This is a genomic window from Gilliamella sp. wkB72, assembly GCF_001693745.1.
Lineage (GTDB): Bacteria > Pseudomonadota > Gammaproteobacteria > Enterobacterales > Orbaceae > Gilliamella > Gilliamella apicola_E.
The window spans coordinates 1-22237 of record NZ_LZEI01000002.1; the positions used below are offsets into that span (position 1 = coordinate 1).

Below are 22237 nucleotides of genomic sequence, written 5' to 3' on the forward strand. Positions count from 1 at the left end.
GTCGCTAAGTATGATCAAAGATCATATTTCGAACTTTATAATGATCATTAAAACTCATAATTACATTTTTATTGATCATAATATTTAAGATGTATAACTTTTTTAACCAGAATGATCTAAATAATTAAGATTAAATTATAGACAATAAAAGATAAAATTTAAGCAAACAAATTTATTTTTTGTGGATAACTCTGTGATAAACCCACTATATAAGCTGTTATAATCATATTAATAACCTTAAAAGTAAAAAAGGTTGTGGATAAAAATAAGAGTTATAAACAGGATTAACTAAAAAAAGATCCGATCAATTAACAGCATTAGACGATCATTAAGATCCTATAAAATAATCATAAAAAAGAGTTATCAACAAAAATGATCCAAACTAATAATAGTAAAAATAAAAAAGATCACAAAAAGATCTTATTTAATTTAAATGATGATCAAAATAGATCATTTGACGTAATAAAAAAGATGAGTAAAATTCCTTACGCTAAATAAAACCAAATCACCTGATCAAAATAATGATCATCTATCTGTAAAATAAAAAACGAGGCTTTATATGTTTTATCCAGATCTTTTTGATGTCATCGTCGTTGGTGGTGGCCATGCCGGAACAGAAGCAGCAATGGCATCAGCAAGAATGGGCCGAAAAACATTACTTTTAACCCATAATATCAATACGTTAGGACAAATGTCATGTAACCCTGCTATTGGTGGTGTTGGTAAGGGACATTTAGTAAAAGAAATTGATGCAATGGGTGGATTAATGGCACATGCTATTGATCTTTCTGGGATCCAATTTAGGATCTTAAACAGCAGCAAAGGTCCTGCTGTAAGAGCAACACGAGCTCAAGCGGATCGATCTTTGTATCGTAAAGTAATACGAACAACCCTTGAAAACCAAGAAAACTTAATGTTATTTCAACAATCAGTTGAAGACGTGATCATTGAAAACGATCAGATCACGGGGGTGGTTACACAAATGGGTGTTTCATTTAAAGCAAGATCTGTTGTATTAACTACTGGCACTTTCTTAGATGGCAAAATCCATATAGGACTTGATAATTATAGTGGCGGTAGAACGGGTGATCCTGCTTCGATAGGTCTTTCCAAATCGTTGCATCAATATCCATTTAGAATGGGTCGTTTAAAAACAGGAACGCCGCCTCGTATCGATGCTAGAACCATAGATTTTTCTAAATTAGGTACACAATACGGTGATGATCCTGTGCCTGTATTTTCATTTTTAGGTGATGCTAAACAGCATCCTAAACAAATTCCTTGTTATATAACAAGTACTAATGAAACCACACATGATATTATTCGAAACAGCTTAGATCGTAGCCCTATGTATACAGGTGTTATTGAAGGTGTAGGTCCACGATATTGTCCATCAATCGAAGATAAAATAATGCGTTTTGCTGATCGTAACTCGCACCAGATCTATTTAGAACCGGAAGGTTTAGACAGTAATGAAATTTATCCAAATGGAATATCAACAAGTTTACCTTTTGACACACAATTAGCTTTTGTTCGCAGTATGAAAGGACTGGAAAATGCCAATATAGTCAGACCAGGTTATGCGATTGAATATGATTACTTTGATCCTCGTGATCTCAAACCAACTCTTGAAAGTAAAGTGATCAAAGGCTTGTTTTTAGCAGGACAGATCAATGGTACTACAGGTTATGAAGAAGCCGCTGCTCAAGGTATGCTGGCAGGATTAAATGCAGCTCGTTTTGTTTATGATCAAGATCAATGGTATCCAACGCGTGATCAAGCTTATTTAGGGGTTTTGGTTGATGATCTTTGTACTTTAGGTACTAATGAACCTTATCGTATGTTTACTTCACGAGCTGAATATCGCTTAATGTTACGTGAAGATAATGCAGATATTCGTTTAACAGAAATTGGACGACAACTTGGAATGGTTGATGATTACCGTTGGCAACGTTTTAACGAAAAATTTGAAGCTATTGAACAAGAAAGAGCACGTCTTCGTGACATTTGGGTTCATCCTCACATTGAAACAATTGATGAAGTTAATGCGGTATTAAGCGCTAACCTTACCAAAGAAGCCAATGGAGAAGAGCTGCTTAAACGCCCTGAAATGAGCTACAAAACTCTACAATCCCTGTCTTTATTTGCACCAGGGCTAAGTGATGATCAAGCAGCAGAACAAGTTGAAATTCAAGTTAAGTATGACGGCTATATAAAACTACAAATTGAAGAAATAGAAAGACAAAAACGAAATGAGGAAACTCTCATACCTGAGCATATAGATTATGCTGAAATATCAGGGCTATCTAACGAAGTTGTTGCTAAATTAAAACAACATAAGCCGGTTTCAATTGGTCAAGCTTCACGTATTTCAGGTATTACACCAGCTGCAATTTCAATGTTATTAGTTTATTTAAAAAAGAAGAACTATGTTAAAAAAGAAACTCATTAATCTTATTGATCAAGCGGATCTTCCAATCAATTGTCAGCAAATTGATCAACTGATCAATTACGTTGAAATGCTTAATAAATGGAATAAAGCTTACAACCTAACAGCGGTGCGTGATCCTAATGAAATGTTAATAAAACATATTATGGATAGCTTAGTTGTTTCACCTTATTTAGTTGGTAGCACGTTTATTGATGTAGGTACAGGCCCTGGATTACCAGGGATTCCTTTAGCAATTATCAATCCAGACAAACAATTTGATCTCGTTGACAGTTTAGGTAAAAGGATCCGTTTTTTAAAACAAGTTCAATTTGAATTAAAGCTAGCAAATATTCAACCAATTCAAAGCCGTATTGAAGAATATAATCAAAAAAAATTCGATGGGGTAATAAGTCGAGCATTTGCTTCTTTACAAGATATGTTAACCTGGTGTAAACATCTTCCTAATGAACAAGGATTATTTTATGCGTTAAAAGGCAGTGATCTTGATCCTATCCCTGAAGGATTTACACTGAAACAAGATATAAAACTTACTATACCTGAATTGAATGCTGAAAGACGATTAATGATCATTGAATAAAAAACAAATTGATCTAATCACTTTTTAGATCAATTTTTACGTCTTTTCAAATAATCCTTAATACCATCAACTATGGCTTTAGAAACCTGATTTTGGAAGGCTGCTGTTTTAAGTTTTTGCTCTTCAGCTATATTACTAATAAAGGCTGTTTCAACTAAAACTGATGGAATATCTGGCGCTTTTAACACTGCAAAACCTGCTTTTTCTATCGATGGTTTATGTAATTTATTCACATTTTTCATTCGATTTAAAATAGCACTTCCTAATAATACACCATTAGAAAGGGTTGTTTTTTGTACTAAATCTAAAATAGTGTTATCTAAATATTTATCACCACTTCGGCTAACCCCACCTATTTGGTCTGCATCATTTTGAGTTTGGGCTAAATAACTTGCAGCAGAACTACTAGCGCCACGTGTTGATAAAGCAAACACAGATGAACCTCTAACAGATCGACTAGCAAAAGCATCAGCATGGATAGAAACAAATAGATCTGCATGTAAAGATCTTGCCTTTGCCACTCGAACTTTTAATGGAATAAAAACATCTTCATTACGAGTCATATAAACTTTTATATTGGGTTCTTTTTTTAGCAAACTATATGCCCGTCTGGCAATTTGCAAAACAATGTCTTTTTCTCGTGTTCTTTTATAGCCAATCGCACCAGGATCCTCACCACCATGACCAGGATCAAGCATAACAATAATAGGCGAGTTTTTATTTTTATTCGTTGGTGATTTTATTTGCGCTTGTTTTTTATTTAGATCCCCTTTTTGATACTCTTCTAAAAGCGCAAGTAAAGGATCATCATTAGCTGTAGCCGGTTTAGACGGATAAAGATCAACGACTAATCGATGTTTAAATTCAGCAATGGGTGGTAATGTAAACGTATTAGGATCAATACCCTGTTTTAATTCGATCATAATACGTACAGTTTTAGGATCTAACTGTAATGCACGTATAGATTTAATAAAAGGATCACGGCTTAAAACTTTTGTCGAAACGGTTTTTAATATTGGATTTAAATTGAGATTATCAATATCAATCACCATACGATCAGGGTTATATAATTGTGCGCTTTTATAATTAAGCTTAACGTTTGATTCTAACGTTATTCGTGTATAGGTTGATGAAGGCCAAACACGCACAGCAACAACTTGAGCCATTGCCGCAGCAAAGCCAACTCGTGTAACAGATAATAAACAAGTAGCAATAATGCCTTTGATCAAAAAGCGCTTTGTTGGACTAAAAGTTTTTGACATACCTAGACACTTTTATATTAGTAATATTAATAGGCCAAGAATAATAGCATAAAATAAAACGATATTAAAAAGAATGATTATCATAATCAGTTGTTTTTTCGATAGATTAATTACTAATTAGACATTATTTTTCAAATAAAGCATATAAATATAGTTTTTTATATTAATTATAGACCCTACAATCACAAAGGATTACAATATGGCACGCTAAAATCACGGATTTAAACCCGTTTTCATTTTAACAATTAAATATAGCTGAGTTATTGATGAGCAAAAAATTACATATCAAAACTTGGGGTTGCCAAATGAATGAATATGATTCAACAAAAATGGCAGATCTCCTTGAATCCACCCATGGTTTAACTTTAACAGAAAATGCCGAAGAAGCAGATATTTTACTATTAAATACTTGCTCTATTCGAGAAAAAGCCCAAGAAAAAGTCTTTCATCAACTAGGCCGTTGGAAAAATTTAAAACAACATAACCCTGATATCATCATTGGTGTAGGTGGTTGCGTAGCATCACAAGAAGGTGCACATATCCGTAAGCGTGCTCCTTTTGTTGATATTATTTTTGGACCACAAACGTTTCATCGTTTACCCGAGATGATTGAACAAATTCGTAGTGGTAATGGTCATCATGTGGTTGATGTTAGTTTTCCTGAAATTGAAAAATTTGACCGTTTACCCGAACCTCGCAGTGAAGGTCCAACAGCTTTTGTTTCAATTATGGAAGGATGTAATAAATACTGTACTTATTGTGTGGTACCTTACACCCGTGGTGAAGAGGTGAGCCGACCTTGTGATGATGTAATTTATGAAATAGCTCAACTTGCTGAACAAGGTGTACGCGAAGTTAATTTACTGGGTCAAAATGTAAATGCTTATCGAGGACCAACTTTCGATGGTGATATTTGTTCTTTCGCTGAACTACTACGCTTAGTTGCTGCTATTGATGGTATTGATCGTATTCGCTTTACAACCAGCCATCCAATTGAATTTACTGATGATATTATTGATGTATATCGTGATACGCCAGAATTAGTTAACTTTTTACATTTGCCGGTACAAAGTGGTTCTGACCGAGTGTTAAATTTAATGAAACGAACTCATACAGCAATTGAATATAAATCAATCATTCGCAAATTACGCAAAGTTCGTCCTGACATTCAAATTAGTTCAGACTTTATTGTTGGATTCCCTGGTGAAACCCAAGAAGATTTTGAACAAACCATGAAACTCATTGCTGATGTTAATTTTGATTTAAGTTATAGCTTTGTCTATTCAGCACGACCAGGTACACCTGCTGCTGAAATGGAAGATAACGTTTCTGAAGAAGAGAAAAAACAAAGGCTCTATATTCTCCAAGAACGAATCAATCAACAAGCAATGCAATTTAGTCGTCGCATGTTAAATACTGTGCAACGTATTTTAGTTGAAGGCCCCTCTAAAAAAGATCTTATGGAATTAACTGGACGAACAGAAAATAATCGTATTGTTAATTTTGAAGGTAGTCCGGATATGATTGGTAAATTTGTTGATGTTGAAATTACCGATGTTTATCCTAACTCATTGCGTGGTAAAGTAGTAAAAACAGAGGATCAGATGAATTTACGTGTGAGTGAATCACCAATATCGGTCATTTCTCGTACCCGCAAAGAAAACGATTTAGGTGTGGCTATCTATCAACCATAATTAAATAATGATTGAAATAAAAATATATAAAATGTTGATAAATTTTGGCTCAAAAGAACGTGATTAAAATAAACGATTTGGGGACATATCTTTGAATATTACGACATATGAAACAATGCTTGAACCAGCAGATAATCAGCGGCTTAATAGTCTTTGTGGTCCTTATGATGACAATATCAAACAACTTGAACGACGATTAGGATTAGAAATAAACCATCGGGGTAATCAATTTGCTATTACTGGCGATACAATTTGTGCAAAAGCGGCAACTGAGATTTTGCAATCGCTGTATAAACAAACTAAAGTAAAAGACAGTATTGTCGATATAGAACCAGAGCAGATACATTTAGCTATTAAAGAATCAGGTGCGTTAGAAAAAGCTAATGAACACGCACCTAGTTATGTTGATTTGCATGGTAGCAAACAAGTGATGATAAAGACCAAGCGAGGAGTAATAAAACCGCGCACGCCTAATCAAGCACAATATATTGCTCATGTATTAGATTATGATATCTCATTCGGTATTGGGCCTGCTGGTACAGGTAAAACCTATTTAGCTGTAGCTGCCGCAGTTGATGCACTTGAAAAACAACAAGTTAGGAGAATTGTATTAACACGCCCTGCTGTTGAAGCTGGTGAAAAATTAGGTTTTTTACCGGGTGATTTAAGCCAAAAAGTTGATCCTTATTTGCGTCCGCTTTACGATGCTTTATTTGAAATGCTTGGTTTTGAAAAAGTCGAAAAATTAATTGAAAAAAGTGTGATTGAAGTTGCACCATTAGCCTATATGCGTGGGCGTACACTCAATGATGCATTTATTATTCTCGATGAAAGCCAAAACACAACGATAGAACAAATGAAAATGTTTTTAACGCGCATTGGTTTTAATTCTAAAGCGGTAATAACGGGTGATATAACCCAAATAGATTTACCTCGTCATCAAAAATCTGGGTTACGTCACGCAATAGAAGTATTAAATGAAGTTGATGATATTAGTTTTAATTTTTTCAAGAGTGAAGATGTAGTTCGCCATCCTGTGGTAGCTAGAATTGTTAATGCTTATGAAAAATGGGAACAAAAAGAACATCTATAAACAGAATTTAGAGGAGTTAGATTATCTCTATTTCAGGTAAAAAAGGCTATATTCGCGATCACTCCGCAGAAACAAACTTATTTTTGCGTAGAGCACTGTTTGCATTTGTCGTAATTATACTACTAATTTTTGTATTATTAGCGAATTTAGCTGATTTGCAAATATCGAATTTTAGTTATTACAGCACCAAATCGAACAATAATCGTATTGAAATTATCCCTATTCCTCCAAGTCGCGGTATGATTTATGATCGTAATGGCACGCCATTAGCGATAAATAATATTACCTATCAACTTAATATTGTTCCTGACAAAACTAAAAACCTTAATGAGCAATTTGAACAATTAAAAAAGATTGTTGATTTAACTGATGAGGATATTGAAAATTTCCAAAAGGAGCGACGAAATTATCGATCTCATCGTCCTGTACCACTTAAAGAAAACTTAACTGAAAAACAAATTGCTCGGTTTATTGTTGATCAGCATCGATTCCCTTTTGTATCGATTGTAAAAATTCAACATCGATATTATCCATACGGTGCTTCACTTACCCATATTCTTGGTTATATATCTAAAATAAACAGTCAAGATAAGCAACGTTTAGAAGAAGAAAATAAAGCTAGCAATTACGTGGCTACCTTTAATATTGGAAAAATGGGGATTGAACGATATTACGAAGATGTTTTACATGGTACGGCGGGTAACGAAAAGGTTGAAGTCAATAGCCGAGGTCGTATTGTTCGCTTACTTGAACAACATCCACCACAAGCGGGAGAAGATATCTATTTATCCATTAACCTCAAATTACAACTCTATATTGAATCACTGCTTGCTGGACGTAAAGCCTCTGTTGTTGCTATTAATCCAAATAATGGTGAAATATTAGCAATGGTATCAAGCCCAAGTTATGATTCAAACGACTTTGTAGGTGGTATTTCAAGTAAGAAATATAGTGAGTTACTTAATGATCCAAGTAAACCACTATTTAACCGTGCCTTGCTCGGTGCTTATCCCCCAGCTTCAACTGTTAAACCATTTATTTCGATAGCAGCATTAAGTGAAGGCGTTGTTTCACCAAAAAGTGTGGTTAACGATCCGGGTTGGTGGCAATTACCGGGTACTGAAAGACGTTATAGAGACTGGTTAAAATGGGGACATGGCCATGTCGATGTATTACGAGCGATAGAAGAATCAGTAGATACCTATTTTTACCAAGTTGCATATGATATGGGTATAGATCGCTTAAATTTATGGATGACTAAGTTTGGTTATGGCCAGCGAACAGGCATTGATATCTCGCCTAGTGAAGAGACACGAGCTGTCATGCCAAGTCGTGAATGGAAATTAAAACGCCATAAAAAATCTTGGTTACAAGGAGACACTATTCCTGTTGGCATAGGTCAAGGTTATTGGACAGCAACGCCAATGCAAATGGCTAAAGCATTAACTACACTAATTAATAATGGTAAAACCTATACACCACACTTTTTATTATATAAAAAGAGCGACATTATCAATACCAATCAAAATCAACCTTTGATTGATCCGTCAAAATATATTGAAAAAAATAGTCTTGTTGACGTTAATCCAGCCTATTGGGCATTAGCAAAAGAAGGTATGCACCGCGTAATGTTTGGTGCTCGAGGCACCGCGCGTAAAGTTTATGCAGGCGCTAAATATCAAGCCGCGGGTAAATCAGGTACTGCTCAAGTTTATGGTTTAAAAGAAAACGAAACCTATAACGCACATAGAATACCTGAACATTTACGCGATCATGCTTTATTTATTGCTTACGCACCTTACGATAAACCGAAAATAGCCTTAGCGATTGTTCTGGAAAATGGTGGAGGAGGAAGCTCCAACGGTGGTGCAGTCGCACGTAAGATACTTGATTATTATCTTGAAGGTGATAACTCAACGGAATTAAACGATGAATCACCTAATACAGGACATGAAGATTAATGATGAATAATATTAAGAAATCTTTTTGGCAAAAGATACATATTGATCCGCTTTTTTGCTTATTTATCACCTTACTACTTGGTTATAGCCTTTATATTCTATGGAGTGCTAGCGGCCAAGATGTAGATATGATGCAAAAAAGAGTGATCCAAATATTACTTGGTTTTTTTGTGATGATTGTCTTTGCACAATTTTCACCAAGAAGTTATGAACAGTGGGCACCTTATCTTTATATTGTTTGTATTTTTATATTGCTATTGGTTGATATTTTTGGTTACACCAGCAAAGGTGCTCAACGCTGGTTAGATTTAGGTGTTATTCGTTTTCAACCGTCAGAAATCGCTAAAATAGCTGTTCCTTTAATGGTGGCTAAATTTATTCATCGTGATGGTTGCCCTCCACCACTAAAAACCACCTTACAAACATTAGCTATCATCGGTGTGCCAACACTATTGGTGGCAATGCAACCCGATTTGGGAACTGCTATTTTAATTGTCATGTCCGGTATTTTTATTATCTTTTTGGCTGGCATTAATTGGCGATTTATTCTTGTTGCTTTGATATTGTTGGCTATTTTCGTACCGATTATGTGGTTCTACTTAATGCACGATTATCAACGTGAACGAGTACTAACGCTAATTAATCCTGAACGTGACCCTAATGGTACCGGCTATCATATTCTTCAATCTAAAACAGCAATTGGATCAGGTGGAATATGGGGCAAAGGCTGGCTAGAAGGCACCCAGTCACAGTTAGAATTTCTACCTGAACGCCATACTGATTTTATTTTTTCAGTCATCGCAGAAGAATTTGGCTTTATTGGCTCGATTATTTTGCTGGTCTTATTCTTATGCTTAATAATTAGAGGTTTGATTATTGCCTCTCAAGCACAAACGACTTTTGGCCGAATCCTTTCTGGTGGTTTAATTTTGGTCTTTTTTGTCTATGTATTTATTAATATCGGTATGGTCAGTGGAATATTGCCAGTAGTTGGTGTACCATTACCACTAATAAGTTATGGTGGCTCATCATTAGTCGTTTTAATGGCAAGTTTTGGCATTATGATGTCTATTCACACTCATCGATATATGTTATCTAAAAACATTTAACGGAATTTTTATAAATGAAAAAGAAATTTAAATTATCTTTTGGATTATTAGTGCTCGCAATATGTTCTTCTGCTTCCGCGGAAATGGCTTTTCCTATACCGGCTATTCCACAATTAGATGCTGAAGCGTATATCTTAATGGATGCCAAATCTGGCGAAATTTTAGCGCAATATAATGCGGAACAACAACGTGATCCAGCAAGTTTAACTAAAATGATGACAAGTTATGTTGTTGGTCAAGCCTTAGAATCAGGCCGAATTAAAAATGATGATATGGTATTAGTGAGTAAAGATGCGTGGGCAACAGGTAACCCAGTATTAAAAGGCTCATCATTAATGTTTTTAGAAGTCGGTAAGACTGTTTCGGTCTCTGATTTAAATAAAGGTATCATTATTCAATCGGGTAACGATGCATGTATTGCTATGGCTGAACATGTTGCAGGTAGCCAAGGTGCTTTCGTTAATTTGATGAATGAATATGCGAAAAAAATTGGATTACAACACACTCATTTTGAAACTGTCCACGGACTCGATGCTCCAGGTCAATATACCACAGCTAAAGATATGGCGTTGTTAGGTCAGGCTTTAATCCGTGACTTACCAAAAGAATATGCAATTTATAAAGAAAAAGAATTTACCTACAATCTTTCTAAACCTCAAATGAATCGTAATGGATTACTTTGGGATACTACATTAAATGTAGATGGCATTAAAACTGGACATACTAATGCAGCCGGTTATAACCTTGTTGCTTCTGCTGTTGATGGTAATACGCGTTTAATATCAGCGGTATTGGGTGGTCGAACATTTAAAGGTCGTGAAGAAGAAAGTAAAAAATTACTTACGTGGGGATTCAGATTCTTTGAAACGGCAAATCCAGTAAAACCCAATGATCCACTCGCGATTGAGTCAATTTGGTATGGTGATGAAAATAAAGTTAAATTAGGTGCGATCAATGGCGCTTATATCACAGTGCCAAAAGGTCGTTCAGCAGATGTTAAAGTGCAATATACCATTGATGATTATATTTATGCACCAATAACCAAAGGAACAGCGGTAGGTAAAATTCAATTTTTATTGGATGATAAAGTTATCAATGAACAATCTTTAGTTGCGCTTGAAAATATTGAGGAAACCGGATTCTTCGGCGGTATTTGGGATTGGATATGTTTACAATTCCATAAATTATTTAATTAATTTTTTCTTAATAACCGCTGTGTGACTTTTGTTTACGCAGCGGTTTTTTCTTTTAAGCAAAATTTGATTTTATCAAGCGTTAATTATCTCTATTTAGGCGTTCAAAAACCCCGTTCCTCAACTTTTTTTAGAAAAAAGATAGTTGCTTATTTGGCTAATTAGATACGTCAGCAAGATAAATTAATATTCGAGAAATTGTTGAAAAGATCTGTTCTAAAATTGATTCGACAAACAATGGTAAAGCAGAAAATAGATACGATAACATCGTTAGCCCACATAATAATGTAAGCGGGTAGCCGACTACAAAAATTGATAGTTGCGGTGTAAATCTATTCAATAAGCCCAATGACAGATTAATAATAAGTAATAGTGTCATTAATGGTAATGCCAACATAATGCCGTTATTAAATAATAGACCCGTTATTTCGATTAAGGCTAAATAGCCGTTTTGTTTTAAAGGATAGACCGTAATAGGAATGATATCAAAACTGTTAGCTAATCCGTAAAGTAACCATAAATGACCATCTAAACTTAGAAATATCAACATAGCAATAATATTAATTAAACGTGATAATACCGAGGTTGAAGGTCCGCTGATAGGATCATAAAAAGTCGCCATTCCTAATCCCATTTGCATACTAATTAACTCCCCCGAAAATCTAACCGTCATAAAGGTAAGTTGTATTGCAAAACCAATTAGGATGCCAATTATGATTTGCTGAGCAATAATCCAGATGCCCATTAACGAATAAAGGGTAAGGTTGTCGTCTAACTTTGGTAAAGGTAACACAATGACAATAAGTATTGCTAAACCTATTTTTACTCGGTTTGGTACTTCTTTTTCGCCAGTGATTGGTGCGACCATAATTAAAGCTAAAATACGAACAAAAGGGAGAAAACTTGATTGAACCCAAGCAAAAAAATCAATATTCAATAGATCGACAATAGCTAAATCCATTAAGGTTAACTTGTTAGGTTGGGAATGCTAGTGATGACAAGGCGAATATAGTCGATCATTGTGGTTAGCATTGATGGACCTAAAATAATTAATACTAGAATAACAGCCAAAATTTTGGGGATGAAAGATAAAGTCATCTCATTAATTTGGGTTGCTGCTTGTAGTAAACTGATGATTAATCCTGTGACCAGTGCCGCTATTAATAAAGGACCAGCAAGCGATGCTGCAACCTTGATGGCTTGTATGGCGAAATGGCTAATATATTCAGATGGCATTATATTCCTTTACTTTAACTAAAAAAACTTTGTGCTAACGAACCTAATAGTAAGTGCCAGCCATCAGCTAATACAAACAACATAATTTTAAATGGTAGAGATACCGTTGCGGGTGGCACCATCATCATCCCTAACGCCATTAAGGTACTGGCGACAACTAAATCAATTACTAAGAAAGGAATAAACAGTGTAAAGCCAATTTGAAAAGCGGTTTTGAGTTCACTAACGATAAAAGCCGGCACCAAAATTCGTAGTGGGATATCTTCACGAGTTTGAATTTCATTCGTATGAGACATATTTACAAATAACCCTAAATCGCTTTCACGAGTCTGAGAGAGCATAAATTCACGAAGCGGTTTTGTTGCTTCATTTAACCCTTCTTGCATGGTGATTTGTTGTTTCGAATAAGGCACATACGCCTCTTGATATATTTTATCGAGTGTTGGTGACATGATAAAAAATGTCATAAATAACGCAATGCCTATTATCACTTGATTAGGTGGTGCAGATTGTGTGCCAAGTGCACTTCGCAATAATCCTAATACAATAATGATCCGAGTAAAACTCGTCATTAGTAGTAGAATAATAGGGATAAAAGTGAGTAAAGTTAAAAAGACTAAGGTTTCAACTGGTAAAGACCAACTTTGTCCTTCTTGATAGGGTGTTTGAGAAACAATTGTTAATGGTGATAATTCAGCAAAACTACATTGACTAAAAAACAGTACGTTTAGCAAAATAATATGTATTAACCGCACTATGTTACCTCTTGTTTAACACAGACTGTAATATCTGATTAAACAGATTACTTTTTGACAATTGCTCAACCTCAGCGGGCTCAGCTAATAACATTTCAGTGCGTTGTTCATTTATGGTATGCAGTAATGTCATTTGTTGTGCAGTAATACCAACGACCAGTAATTGATGATCAACATAAACCAGAAGAATGCGCTCTTTAGCGCTTATATTATAAGTTGCTTTAACATCAATAAATTGTTTCGTAGACTTTTTCCAACCAATTCGTTTTATTATCCATGCTAAAAATAAGATAACAGCAATTACACAAAAAAATGCCATACCGATCTGGCTATATAGGCTTGATTCTATTGGAATGGGTGATAAAGTTTGTGATTCTGTCATGGTTATCTCATTTTTAACGGCTTAATCTGCGAACGCGTTCAGATGGAGTAATAATATCGGTAATTCGTACTCCATAATTATCGCCAACTACAACGATTTCACCTTGGGCGATTAAGTAACCATTGATAAGTATGTCTAAAGGCTCACCGGCTAAACCGTCTAAGGCTATAACTGAACCCTGAGTTAAATTTAAAAGATCTTTAATGGCCATTTTAGTTCGACCAAGTTCTACGCTTAGATTAACTGGAATATCTAGGATAAGGTTAATATCTTGCTTTTTTACATCTGTTGGTTGTGGCGAAAGGGTTTCGAAAATAGCTTCTTTCATTACTGATTCATCACTAATATTTAGTTGGCTATCATCACTTGGTATATCACTCATTGAACACTCCTTCATTCAATTGTTCTAAAACTGGATTGCTTATCTGATCTACTTGGATTGCATATTGTTTATTGACGCTACCATAATGACCTTTTAATACTGGTACACCACCAATGGTGACATCAAGGCTTGTTGGTTTTTCGATATCCAAAATATCACTGACTTTTAAAGCTAATAATTTGGCAACAGTTGTTTGAATGTTTGTAAAGTTTGCGACTAATTCAACAGTTGATTGTTTAATACCACTAGTAAGAGAACTCATCCACACGTTATCATCTTGGTGAGTTTGGTTTTCGATTGGTGGTTTAATTAATAGCTCTTTAATTGGTTCAACCATTGCATAAGGAATACATATGCAAAATGTTCCTTTAAAATTACCAATTTCGACTAAAAATGATGAAGCTAACACAACATCGTCAGGTGAGCTGGTAATGTTGGTAAATTTACTTTCTACTTCAGAACGGATGTATTCGGTTTCAATGTTGTATACGTCAATCCAGGAACTTTGATAAGTAGTTAATGCTAGACCTAATACTCGTCGAATAATCTCTTGTTCAGTATGAGTAAACTCTCGTCCTTCAGTATCAACATTAGTAGTATGGCCATCCCCACCAAAAAGAGTATCAACAACAATAAATACTAATTCAGGTGAAAATGAAAATAAGCAACTTCCCCGCAAAGGGTTAAGATGAACTAAATTTAAATGATTGGTTGCCGAAACATGTGAAAACTCTTTAAACGTTTGGGGTTCAATGGGTGAGGTTATAACATCAGTATTTCGACGTAATAAATTAAATAATCCAATTCTGAATTGACGCGCAAAGCGTTCATTAATAATCTCTAACGCGGTTAGTCTTTCAGGGATAAAGCTATGTTTAACTGATATATCATAAGGCTTAACTTCAGTCCGTTTACTTTGTTGTAAATGATAATTTTGCTCAGCATCATTTTTTATACTGGCTGAATTATTTTGTGAATGCAAAGATTCACTTTTATCGGTATTAGGTTGAAGCTTATCAGACATGATAATTACCTTACAATGAAATCAGTAAATAGAACTTCATCAATTTTTACTGAATGTTTTGCATCATATTGGCGAGATAATGCCATTTTTATCTGCTCTTGTAATTCAAGTTTGCCTGACTCTTTCTTTAAATTATTAACATACTGTTTTGAAGTTAACAAAAGTACGTCACTTCTTACTTCAGGAAGATAATCTAATAAAACGGTTTTTTGTTCTTCATCAGCGACGCGTAATACCATACCAACATATAGAATTTTATTGATTTCTAAATTTTCTTTAGATGGAGGTAGTGAAATCGTGAAAGGTTTTAGTGTTAAAAAAACCGGTGATAACACTTCTGGTTCTACCTGGGGCGTCGTTTTTGGAGAATTTTGTAACCATAAATAAGCAGCAAAACCTGTTGCTAAAAGGGTAATTAAAATAAGTACTAGATTTAAAATACTTATCTTTTTCTTGGTAGTTTGCATATTTATTATTGTCTCAATGAAATTTAATGAAATGTCTATTTAAATAGCCAAAAATTACCAAAATAATAAATCATGCTTTAAGAATTAATTGGAAGAATAGGCAGTAAAAATATGACCTATTCAACCTTTTTAATCTCTAGCTACGTAGTACTGTTTCAAATACTATTATTTAGGCAAAAATACTTAACCCGGATTGAACAATGTTTGATGGATGTTCAAGTTCATGAAGTGTTTGATTTTTATCGTCCATTAATTGTTCTATTTCAAGCTCTTGTTTATAAGGTGATGAGGAGTCATTCATCATTGAAAAATCACTAATATCGGTCTGCTCTAACATAATACCTTGCTCTTCCAATGAAGTTCTTAATTGGGGTAAAGCTGATTCTAACACGCTTTTAACCATATTATGTGCAACAGCCATGTGAAGGTTCATTTTGTCATCAACTATTGCCAATTTAATATGCAGCGAACCCAATTCTTCAGGGTGTAATTTGATTTCCGCATTTTGGATACCTTGACGACAAGTGAGACTAATTTTTTCGTTTAATGTTTTTTGCCATTCAGTAATATCCATTGGCATAGGTAAATTTATATTTAACGTTTTTTGACTTTCAATTAATGGTGTTGATGAGGTTAATTGATTTTGGCTATGGACTAGTAATGTAGGTTCTTGTTCAAAGTGGCTAATATCAACATTGGTGATAGGTAAATCAATATTAGTATTTTGAGTATTAGTAAGAGTTGGTAATGGTTGATTTGAGGTTTTAACAGAGTTTATATTTGTTGATATATTATGCTCATCATTCGTTAGCAAGCTCGTTTGTTCATTTGCTTTAATGATCACTTGTTCACTACTATTAATAATAGTGAGTATTTCTGCTGCTTTTTCATCTACATTGATATCATCAGAAGCTGGTGTCTCTAAAAGTATATCATTAGCTGTAGTATTAATTTTTAATTCACGTATCGCTGGCTGTTGAGTATTATTATGCTCATTATTAATTATAGGCTGTTCATCGATTTGCAAAGTTAGTGGAAATAATGTGAATAATTCATCACTATCTTCCTCTTCTTGAGGATCTAATTGATGATCGAGTTTGTTCTCGAGAATATTAGCTTTGGCTAGGCTATTATTTTCGCCTTGTTTTTCATTAAACTGTAATAAAAGCTGAAAAAAGTCGTCTTCAATAATTGATATTTCATTCAATTCTATAGGTGATATTAATGGGATATCACTAAACTGATTAATATTCATTCAACATTCTCCTTGCTAACTGCTGCTGTGCAAATTCATCGGTTAATTTTTGTTGTAAACGGCTTTGCTGTAGCAGTAGTTTTTTATCTTGTTTATCCAATAATGTGGTGTAAGTATTGAGACTTTTTTGTGATTGATTTAGCTCATTGGTGATCTGTTTTTGTTTAATTTCTAAAGTTAACAATAACTTTTTTTGTTGTGTGATCCCTTGCTCAATAGCAGTAATAAAAGCATTAAAATTGTTCAGTTCTGATCCTGTAATGCCAACTGATAACGCTTTATTTAAGCGCTGTTGGTACTCATTATAGTAATCATTCAATACATTTAGTTGTGATTGAGCATTACGCTTATTATCATGCGCATTTTTTAATTTAATCAATTTGTCGTCGACTGATTTTTCAGCTAACTTTTTTAATGTTAAAAAGGCAAATTTACCATTATATTGATTGGCCATTGTTCTTTCCTAAGTTTGAATCAACAATTCTTGCTAACTGTTGATAAGCGTCTTGATAACTACAATGTTCATAAATTCCTTGTTGTAAAAATTGTTGCATAGCAGGAAAAAGCGTTATTGCCTTATCTAATAAAGGATCGGTTCCTGCTACATAAGCCCCAACATTAATTAAGTCACGATTTCGTTGGAAACTTGAAAATAATTGCTTAAATAACCGTGATTTTTTTTCGTCTTTGGTTAGTTCTGTCATCACGCGACTTATTGATGCTTCAATATCAATAGCTGGATAATGACCTGATTCGGCAAGAGAACGGGATAAAACAATATGTCCGTCGAGAATTGCTCTAGCTGAGTCAGCGATAGGATCTTGCTGGTCATCACCTTCGGTTAGCACGGTATAAAAAGCGGTAATAGCGCCTTTGCCTTCTGCGTCATTACCGGCTCTTTCAACTAATGCGGGTAATTTTGCAAATACTGAAGGAGGATATCCTTTAGTCGCTGGTGGTTCACCGATCGCTAAGGCTATTTCACGTTGTGCCATGGCGTATCGTGTTAATGAATCCATAATGAGTAATACATTAAATCCTTGGTCACGAAATTTTTCAGCAATTTTAGTCGCGTAGGCTGCACCTTGTAGACGTAATAATGGCGATACATCAGCTGGCGCGGCAACAACAACAGATCGAGCTAAGCCCTCTTCACCTAAAATATTTTCAATAAAATCTTTTACTTCTCGACCTCGCTCACCGATTAAACCAACCACAATAATATCGGCTTTGGTGTATCTTGCCATCATGCCAAGTAAAACACTTTTACCAACGCCTGAACCTGCAAAAAGCCCCATTCGCTGACCTTGACCAACGGTTAATAATGCATTGATTGCACGAATGCCAACATCGAGAACTTGATGAATTGGTGTTCGGGTTAGCGGATTTAGTGTTTTATTAATTAATCCTTCATATTCGATATCTTCAGGTAATGGTTTGCCATCGAGAGGTTTTCCCATTGCATCGACAACTCGGCCTAATAACCCCATACCAATTGGTAAAACTTTGTGACTAAAATGTGTTAAATCATATTGTGATGTATAAACTCTTGCATCGAGTAATATACCGTCAGTTGATTCAAACGGCATGAGGTATAGTGTTTTTCCTTTAAAACCAATTACTTCACACTCAACCGCTTGGATATTGCCATCTAATTGTCGTTCAACAAAACAGTTGGATCCTAATGGTAGTTTTAAACCAATAGCTTCTAGAACAAGACCAGACGCTTTAACCAATCGACCATATTGACGAATTAAAGATGCAGACTCTAATTTCTGTTTAGCACTATCAATTTTAGTTGCCCATTGCGTACAAAAGCTCACCTTAACACTCATCTCCATGCACTGTGTCTGAAATAATTTGCCAGTGATTGGTTATACTTGCGTCGATCTCATTTGTTTCAGTAAATATTTTGCAGCCACCTAATTCTATATTTGCATCGGCAATAAATTGCCATTCGTTTTTTAGTTGATCATCTAGCAGTGGCTCTAGCCATAAAAAATCATTCGGATTGATTCGAACCACAATCGGTGTAATTGTATTTTGTTCAATTAATGACTTGATCGAATGCATTAATTGCTTTTGTTTTACTTTGGATAACGAACCAACAGTTTTTTCAGCGGCAAGTAAAGCGAGATCAAATAGCTTTGGTACAATTTTTTCATCAATTTGATTAATTGACTGCTGAAATTGAATTGCTAGATTTTTGATGGATTCAACAGTATTTAATTTTTCTTCGTTTATCTGTTGTTCTATTTTCTCCAGGCCTTCTTGTTGGCCTATTGTTAACCCTTCCTCATACCCTGTTTGTTTACCAATATTGAAACCTTCTTCTTTACCTAGATTAAAGCCTTCTTGATAGGCTTCTTCTCTTGCTTGTTGTTTGATATTTTCAAGTTCTAGCGTTATTTCAGGGCTATTAATATCAATAAAATTGGTATCGGCCTCATCGACTATTTCAAGTTCTGGTTCACTCTCTTCTAGCTCATCGGTTTCTGGTATAAGTGGTGATGATTCTGCTAAATCTTGAAAGTGTAATGGTTTCCAAGTTAAGGTACTAGCTTGATTATACATATTCATCATCACCGCTACTTAAGATCATCTCACCAGTTTCAGCTAAACGACGAGCAATAACCAAAATTTTCTTCTGTTCGGTTTCAACTTGTGACAAGCGCACTGGTGGTCTGTTTTCTAAATCTTCACGTAATATAGATGCAGCACGTTGCGACATATTCGATAATAATTTTTCCCGTAATGGTTCTGTCGCACCTTTCAGGGCAATAATTAAGGTTTCATTATCCACATCTTTGAGTAGACGTTGGATACTTCTATCATCCACATCAACCAGATTTTCGAATAAGAACATTTCATCAATGATTTTTTGAGCTAACTCATTGTCATAATCACGTAATGCATTGATAACCAATTCTTCTTGTTGTGATTTCATCAGGTTGATGATTTCTGCTGCGGTGCGGATACCACCCATATTATTAAGTTTAATATTTTGTCCATGTAGTAAAGTTGATAACGATGTTGATAAAACTTCTAGCGCTGAAGGCTCTACTCCACCGAAGGTTGCAATACGTAGCATTACATCATTACGCAGATCATCATCAAATAGATTTAATATCTCAGCAGCTAAGTCACGATTTAAGTGAACTAAAATTGTGGCGATAATTTGTGGATGCTCTTTCTTAACTAAATCAACAGCTCTGGCCGCATCAACAAAATTAAGCATTTTTAAGCCATCGGTAGTATCTTCAATATCGGTATCTAACAGTTCATCAAGTAGACGGCTGGCTTTATCACTACCAATTGATTTTTCGAGAACTTTTCGTAGATAGCCATTAGTATCGGTATTTAATACGGCACAATCATCAAGTGTGGTTTGACAATCATTAAGAATATTTTTGAGTTGTTCTTGGGTTAATTGTGGTAATCCCATCATGGCACTACTAATTTGTTGTACCTCTTTATGGTCTAAAAATTGCATTACTTTTGCAGCTAATTCTTCACCTAAAATCATTAAAATTGTCGCTGCTTTTTGAGATTCACTTAAATTCATTACTCGGTGTCCTTCTTGTTCATCCAACCACGAATAATGAGAGCCATTACACGAGGATCTTTTTCGACAATTTTTCGGATGTATTGCTGTTGTTGCATATTATCTTCAAAAATTTTCTGTTGCAGTTTACTGTGTGCTTTATAATCAAGCTTATCTTCAGCGCCCATCGTGCCGTCAGATTTATCCGTATTGAGGTATTGTCTTTGAATCTTAATCCATACCGAACGCAGTACTTTTCGCCATGCATACCATATTATTAAGATATAAATTAGATATTTAATTGCCGTTTTCAGCATGTCGTAAACTTCATGTTTTTGTAAAAAGGTGATGGCGTCATTTTCATCATCTATTTGATCTGTAAATTTCAAATTTGCTACTGTTAATGAATCACCACGTAAGTCAGAAAATCCAATAGCTTGACGTGCTAATGCTTCAATATGAGTAAGCTCTTCTTTATCGAGTTTTACCCATTTTTCGACCGCTTCATTTTTTTGATTTTCTTCATTTGACGATGCAACTTCATTGATTGTCGCAAATTTATAATTAACTAGAACCGCGACAGATAAGCGCTTGATACGGCCTTCAGGAATTTTGCTATGAATAATTTGACGATTAACTTCAAAGTTCAACGTATTATTGGATTGTAAATGATACATTTTTTGCTTGTCGTCTTTATCTTTTACTTCATTCTCTCCATCAATAGGTGCACTTGGTGTGGGTACTGGTTGGTTAGATAAAGCCCCTGGTACACCACCAATAGCATTGCTTGATGCTAATTGACGGTTTTCAACTTGCTGCTTACTGCGAATGGTTTGATTGTTAACATCGCTATTAGGATCATAGATTTCGGATGTTGATTCCTGACTGCTAAAATCAATGTCAGCATTAACTTGAACTTTAACATTTTGTTTACCTAAAATCGGTATAATGATTTTTTCTACGCGTTCACGCACCAAATTTTCGATTCGTTCACTATATTCTAATTGGGCAACATTAACGTTAGTATCGCGGTATTTTTCTCCAGTCAATAAATTACCGTTTTGATCGATGATAGTGACTTTATCCGCTTGTAATTCCGGCACACTACTTGAAATTAGATGGATAATAGCGTCAATTTGACCTTGAGATAGCGAGCGACCAGGTAATAAAGTTAATGCGACTGATGCAGAAGGGAATTTTCTTTCTCTAACAAATAAAGAGGGTTTTGGCATAGCCAAATGCACTCTGGCATCATCAACACTACTAATGATTGAAATTGTTCTAGATAATTCGCCTTCTAATGCTCGTTGATAATTGATTTGTTCATTGAACTGGCTCATTCCAAAACTTTCTTTATCAAGCAGTTCAAAACCGATAGCACCGCCTTTAGGTAAACCTTGTTGAGCAATTCGTAGGCGAGTATCATAAATTTTATTTTCGGGAATTAAGATCGTTGTACCGGATGATGAAAACTTATATGGAATATTCATCTTATCAAGTTGGCTAATGATTTCACCGCCATCTTTATCATTCAAATTACTAAATAGCACACCGTAAGCATCACTCTTAAGCCATAAATAGGTGATACTACTTATAGCAATTACGATCACTCCTACAATAAGGAGCAGCATTTTTCGATTTTGTTTTAATTGATTGATAAATGGTAACTTATTCAATATTGATTCGCCTTTGTTACCCACTGACTGGCTATCCATATGTATCCTAATTCTAAACAGGTTAGATTAATTCTAGGGTCTATTATCTGTGTATTTATAAAAATCAATAGCTAAAAAAGCACATGCTTTACCCTTTAGTTATCGCTTTTAGATTGTTATCTTTGTGATAATTTAA

Annotated in this window: 21 protein-coding genes; 7 read left to right on the forward strand and 14 right to left on the reverse strand. The window is 34.8% G+C overall.

The genetic code is table 11. The features are described 5' to 3' along the window. The first annotated feature begins 559 nt into the window (after positions 1 to 559). Together mnmG and rsmG are read left to right on the forward strand one after the other, a co-directional pair. A complete protein-coding gene (gene mnmG / locus A9G07_RS00390; protein ID WP_065733595.1) occupies positions 560 to 2452 on the forward strand; it encodes a tRNA uridine-5-carboxymethylaminomethyl(34) synthesis enzyme MnmG in 1893 nt (630 codons plus the stop codon). Next, a complete protein-coding gene (gene rsmG / locus A9G07_RS00395) occupies positions 2430 to 3029 on the forward strand; it encodes a 16S rRNA (guanine(527)-N(7))-methyltransferase RsmG (protein ID WP_065733596.1) in 600 nt (199 codons plus the stop codon). Before mnmG ends, rsmG begins: the two co-directional genes overlap by 23 nt. A 29-nt stretch (positions 3030 to 3058) precedes the next feature. On the opposite strand, the gene A9G07_RS00400 is transcribed toward rsmG, so the two are convergent. Further along, positions 3059 to 4291 carry an N-acetylmuramoyl-L-alanine amidase gene (locus A9G07_RS00400; protein ID WP_065733597.1) on the reverse strand — a complete coding sequence of 411 codons (1233 nt, stop codon included), beginning with the start codon at positions 4289 to 4291 and terminating at the stop codon, positions 3059 to 3061. 266 nt (positions 4292 to 4557) lie between these two features. On the opposite strand from A9G07_RS00400, the gene miaB reads away from it, so the two are divergent. The 5 genes from miaB (at position 4558) to A9G07_RS00425 (ending at position 11344) form a co-directional block, all read left to right on the forward strand. Next, on the forward strand, positions 4558 to 5985 hold the full coding sequence (gene miaB, locus A9G07_RS00405; protein ID WP_065733598.1) for a tRNA (N6-isopentenyl adenosine(37)-C2)-methylthiotransferase MiaB: 1428 nt from the start codon (positions 4558 to 4560) through the stop codon (positions 5983 to 5985). A gap of 91 nt (positions 5986 to 6076) precedes the next feature. After that, positions 6077 to 7078, forward strand: a complete 1002-nt coding sequence (locus tag A9G07_RS00410; protein WP_081303306.1) for a PhoH family protein — start codon at positions 6077 to 6079, stop codon at positions 7076 to 7078. Between the two features lie 29 nt (positions 7079 to 7107). Beyond that, the gene (mrdA, locus tag A9G07_RS00415; RefSeq protein WP_065733599.1) at positions 7108 to 9039 is read left to right on the forward strand and encodes a penicillin-binding protein 2; all 1932 of its coding nucleotides are present in this window, start codon (positions 7108 to 7110) and stop codon (positions 9037 to 9039) included. Next, a complete protein-coding gene (mrdB, locus tag A9G07_RS00420; RefSeq protein ID WP_065733600.1) occupies positions 9039 to 10148 on the forward strand; it encodes a peptidoglycan glycosyltransferase MrdB in 1110 nt (369 codons plus the stop codon). Before mrdA ends, mrdB begins: the two co-directional genes overlap by 1 nt. Positions 10149 to 10162: 14 nt before the next feature. Beyond that, the gene (locus A9G07_RS00425; protein ID WP_065733601.1) at positions 10163 to 11344 is read left to right on the forward strand and encodes a serine hydrolase; all 1182 of its coding nucleotides are present in this window, start codon (positions 10163 to 10165) and stop codon (positions 11342 to 11344) included. Positions 11345 to 11498: 154 nt separating this feature from the next. On the opposite strand, the gene fliR is transcribed toward A9G07_RS00425, so the two are convergent. The 13 genes from fliR to fliF all read right to left on the reverse strand — a co-directional run bounded on the left by fliR (position 11499) and on the right by fliF (position 22101). Next, positions 11499 to 12302, reverse strand: coding sequence for a flagellar biosynthetic protein FliR (gene fliR / locus A9G07_RS00430; protein WP_065733602.1), 804 nt, complete (start codon positions 12300 to 12302; stop codon positions 11499 to 11501). Between the two features lie 5 nt (positions 12303 to 12307). After that, entirely contained in the window at positions 12308 to 12577 is a 270-nt protein-coding gene (gene fliQ / locus A9G07_RS00435) for a flagellar biosynthesis protein FliQ (protein WP_065561876.1), read from the reverse strand. A 14-nt stretch (positions 12578 to 12591) separates the two neighbouring features. Then, positions 12592 to 13335 (reverse strand): flagellar type III secretion system pore protein FliP, encoded by a 744-nt coding sequence (gene fliP, locus A9G07_RS00440; protein ID WP_065733603.1) that lies wholly within the window; start codon positions 13333 to 13335, stop codon positions 12592 to 12594. Position 13336: 1 nt separating this feature from the next. After that, positions 13337 to 13714: a flagellar biosynthetic protein FliO gene (gene fliO, locus A9G07_RS00445; protein ID WP_065733604.1), complete on the reverse strand. Its 378-nt coding sequence runs from the start codon at positions 13712 to 13714 to the stop codon at positions 13337 to 13339. A 13-nt stretch (positions 13715 to 13727) separates the two neighbouring features. Further along, positions 13728 to 14042 carry a flagellar motor switch protein FliN gene (fliN, locus tag A9G07_RS00450; RefSeq protein ID WP_370632649.1) on the reverse strand — a complete coding sequence of 105 codons (315 nt, stop codon included), beginning with the start codon at positions 14040 to 14042 and terminating at the stop codon, positions 13728 to 13730. A gap of 46 nt (positions 14043 to 14088) precedes the next feature. Further along, the gene (fliM, locus tag A9G07_RS00455) at positions 14089 to 15120 is read right to left on the reverse strand and encodes a flagellar motor switch protein FliM (protein WP_065733605.1); all 1032 of its coding nucleotides are present in this window, start codon (positions 15118 to 15120) and stop codon (positions 14089 to 14091) included. Positions 15121 to 15125: 5 nt separating this feature from the next. Further along, positions 15126 to 15587, reverse strand: coding sequence for a flagellar basal body-associated FliL family protein (locus tag A9G07_RS00460; RefSeq protein WP_065733606.1), 462 nt, complete (start codon positions 15585 to 15587; stop codon positions 15126 to 15128). Positions 15588 to 15756: 169 nt separating this feature from the next. Next, positions 15757 to 16842, reverse strand: a complete 1086-nt coding sequence (locus tag A9G07_RS00465) for a flagellar hook-length control protein FliK (RefSeq protein ID WP_065733607.1) — start codon at positions 16840 to 16842, stop codon at positions 15757 to 15759. Next, complete coding sequence (gene fliJ, locus A9G07_RS00470) at positions 16832 to 17296, reverse strand: flagellar export protein FliJ (protein ID WP_065561869.1); 465 nt, start codon at positions 17294 to 17296, stop codon at positions 16832 to 16834. The genes A9G07_RS00465 and fliJ overlap by 11 nt, the downstream gene beginning before the upstream one ends. Then, positions 17280 to 18677 carry a flagellar protein export ATPase FliI gene (gene fliI / locus A9G07_RS00475; RefSeq protein WP_065733608.1) on the reverse strand — a complete coding sequence of 466 codons (1398 nt, stop codon included), beginning with the start codon at positions 18675 to 18677 and terminating at the stop codon, positions 17280 to 17282. The genes fliJ and fliI overlap by 17 nt, the downstream gene beginning before the upstream one ends. Next, positions 18667 to 19425: a flagellar assembly protein FliH gene (locus A9G07_RS00480; RefSeq protein ID WP_081303307.1), complete on the reverse strand. Its 759-nt coding sequence runs from the start codon at positions 19423 to 19425 to the stop codon at positions 18667 to 18669. Before A9G07_RS00480 ends, fliI begins: the two co-directional genes overlap by 11 nt. Then, complete coding sequence (gene fliG, locus A9G07_RS00485) at positions 19409 to 20407, reverse strand: flagellar motor switch protein FliG (protein ID WP_065733610.1); 999 nt, start codon at positions 20405 to 20407, stop codon at positions 19409 to 19411. Before fliG ends, A9G07_RS00480 begins: the two co-directional genes overlap by 17 nt. Then, positions 20407 to 22101: a flagellar basal-body MS-ring/collar protein FliF gene (gene fliF / locus A9G07_RS00490; protein WP_065733611.1), complete on the reverse strand. Its 1695-nt coding sequence runs from the start codon at positions 22099 to 22101 to the stop codon at positions 20407 to 20409. The genes fliG and fliF overlap by 1 nt, the downstream gene beginning before the upstream one ends. Between the last annotated feature and the right edge of the window lie 136 nt (positions 22102 to 22237).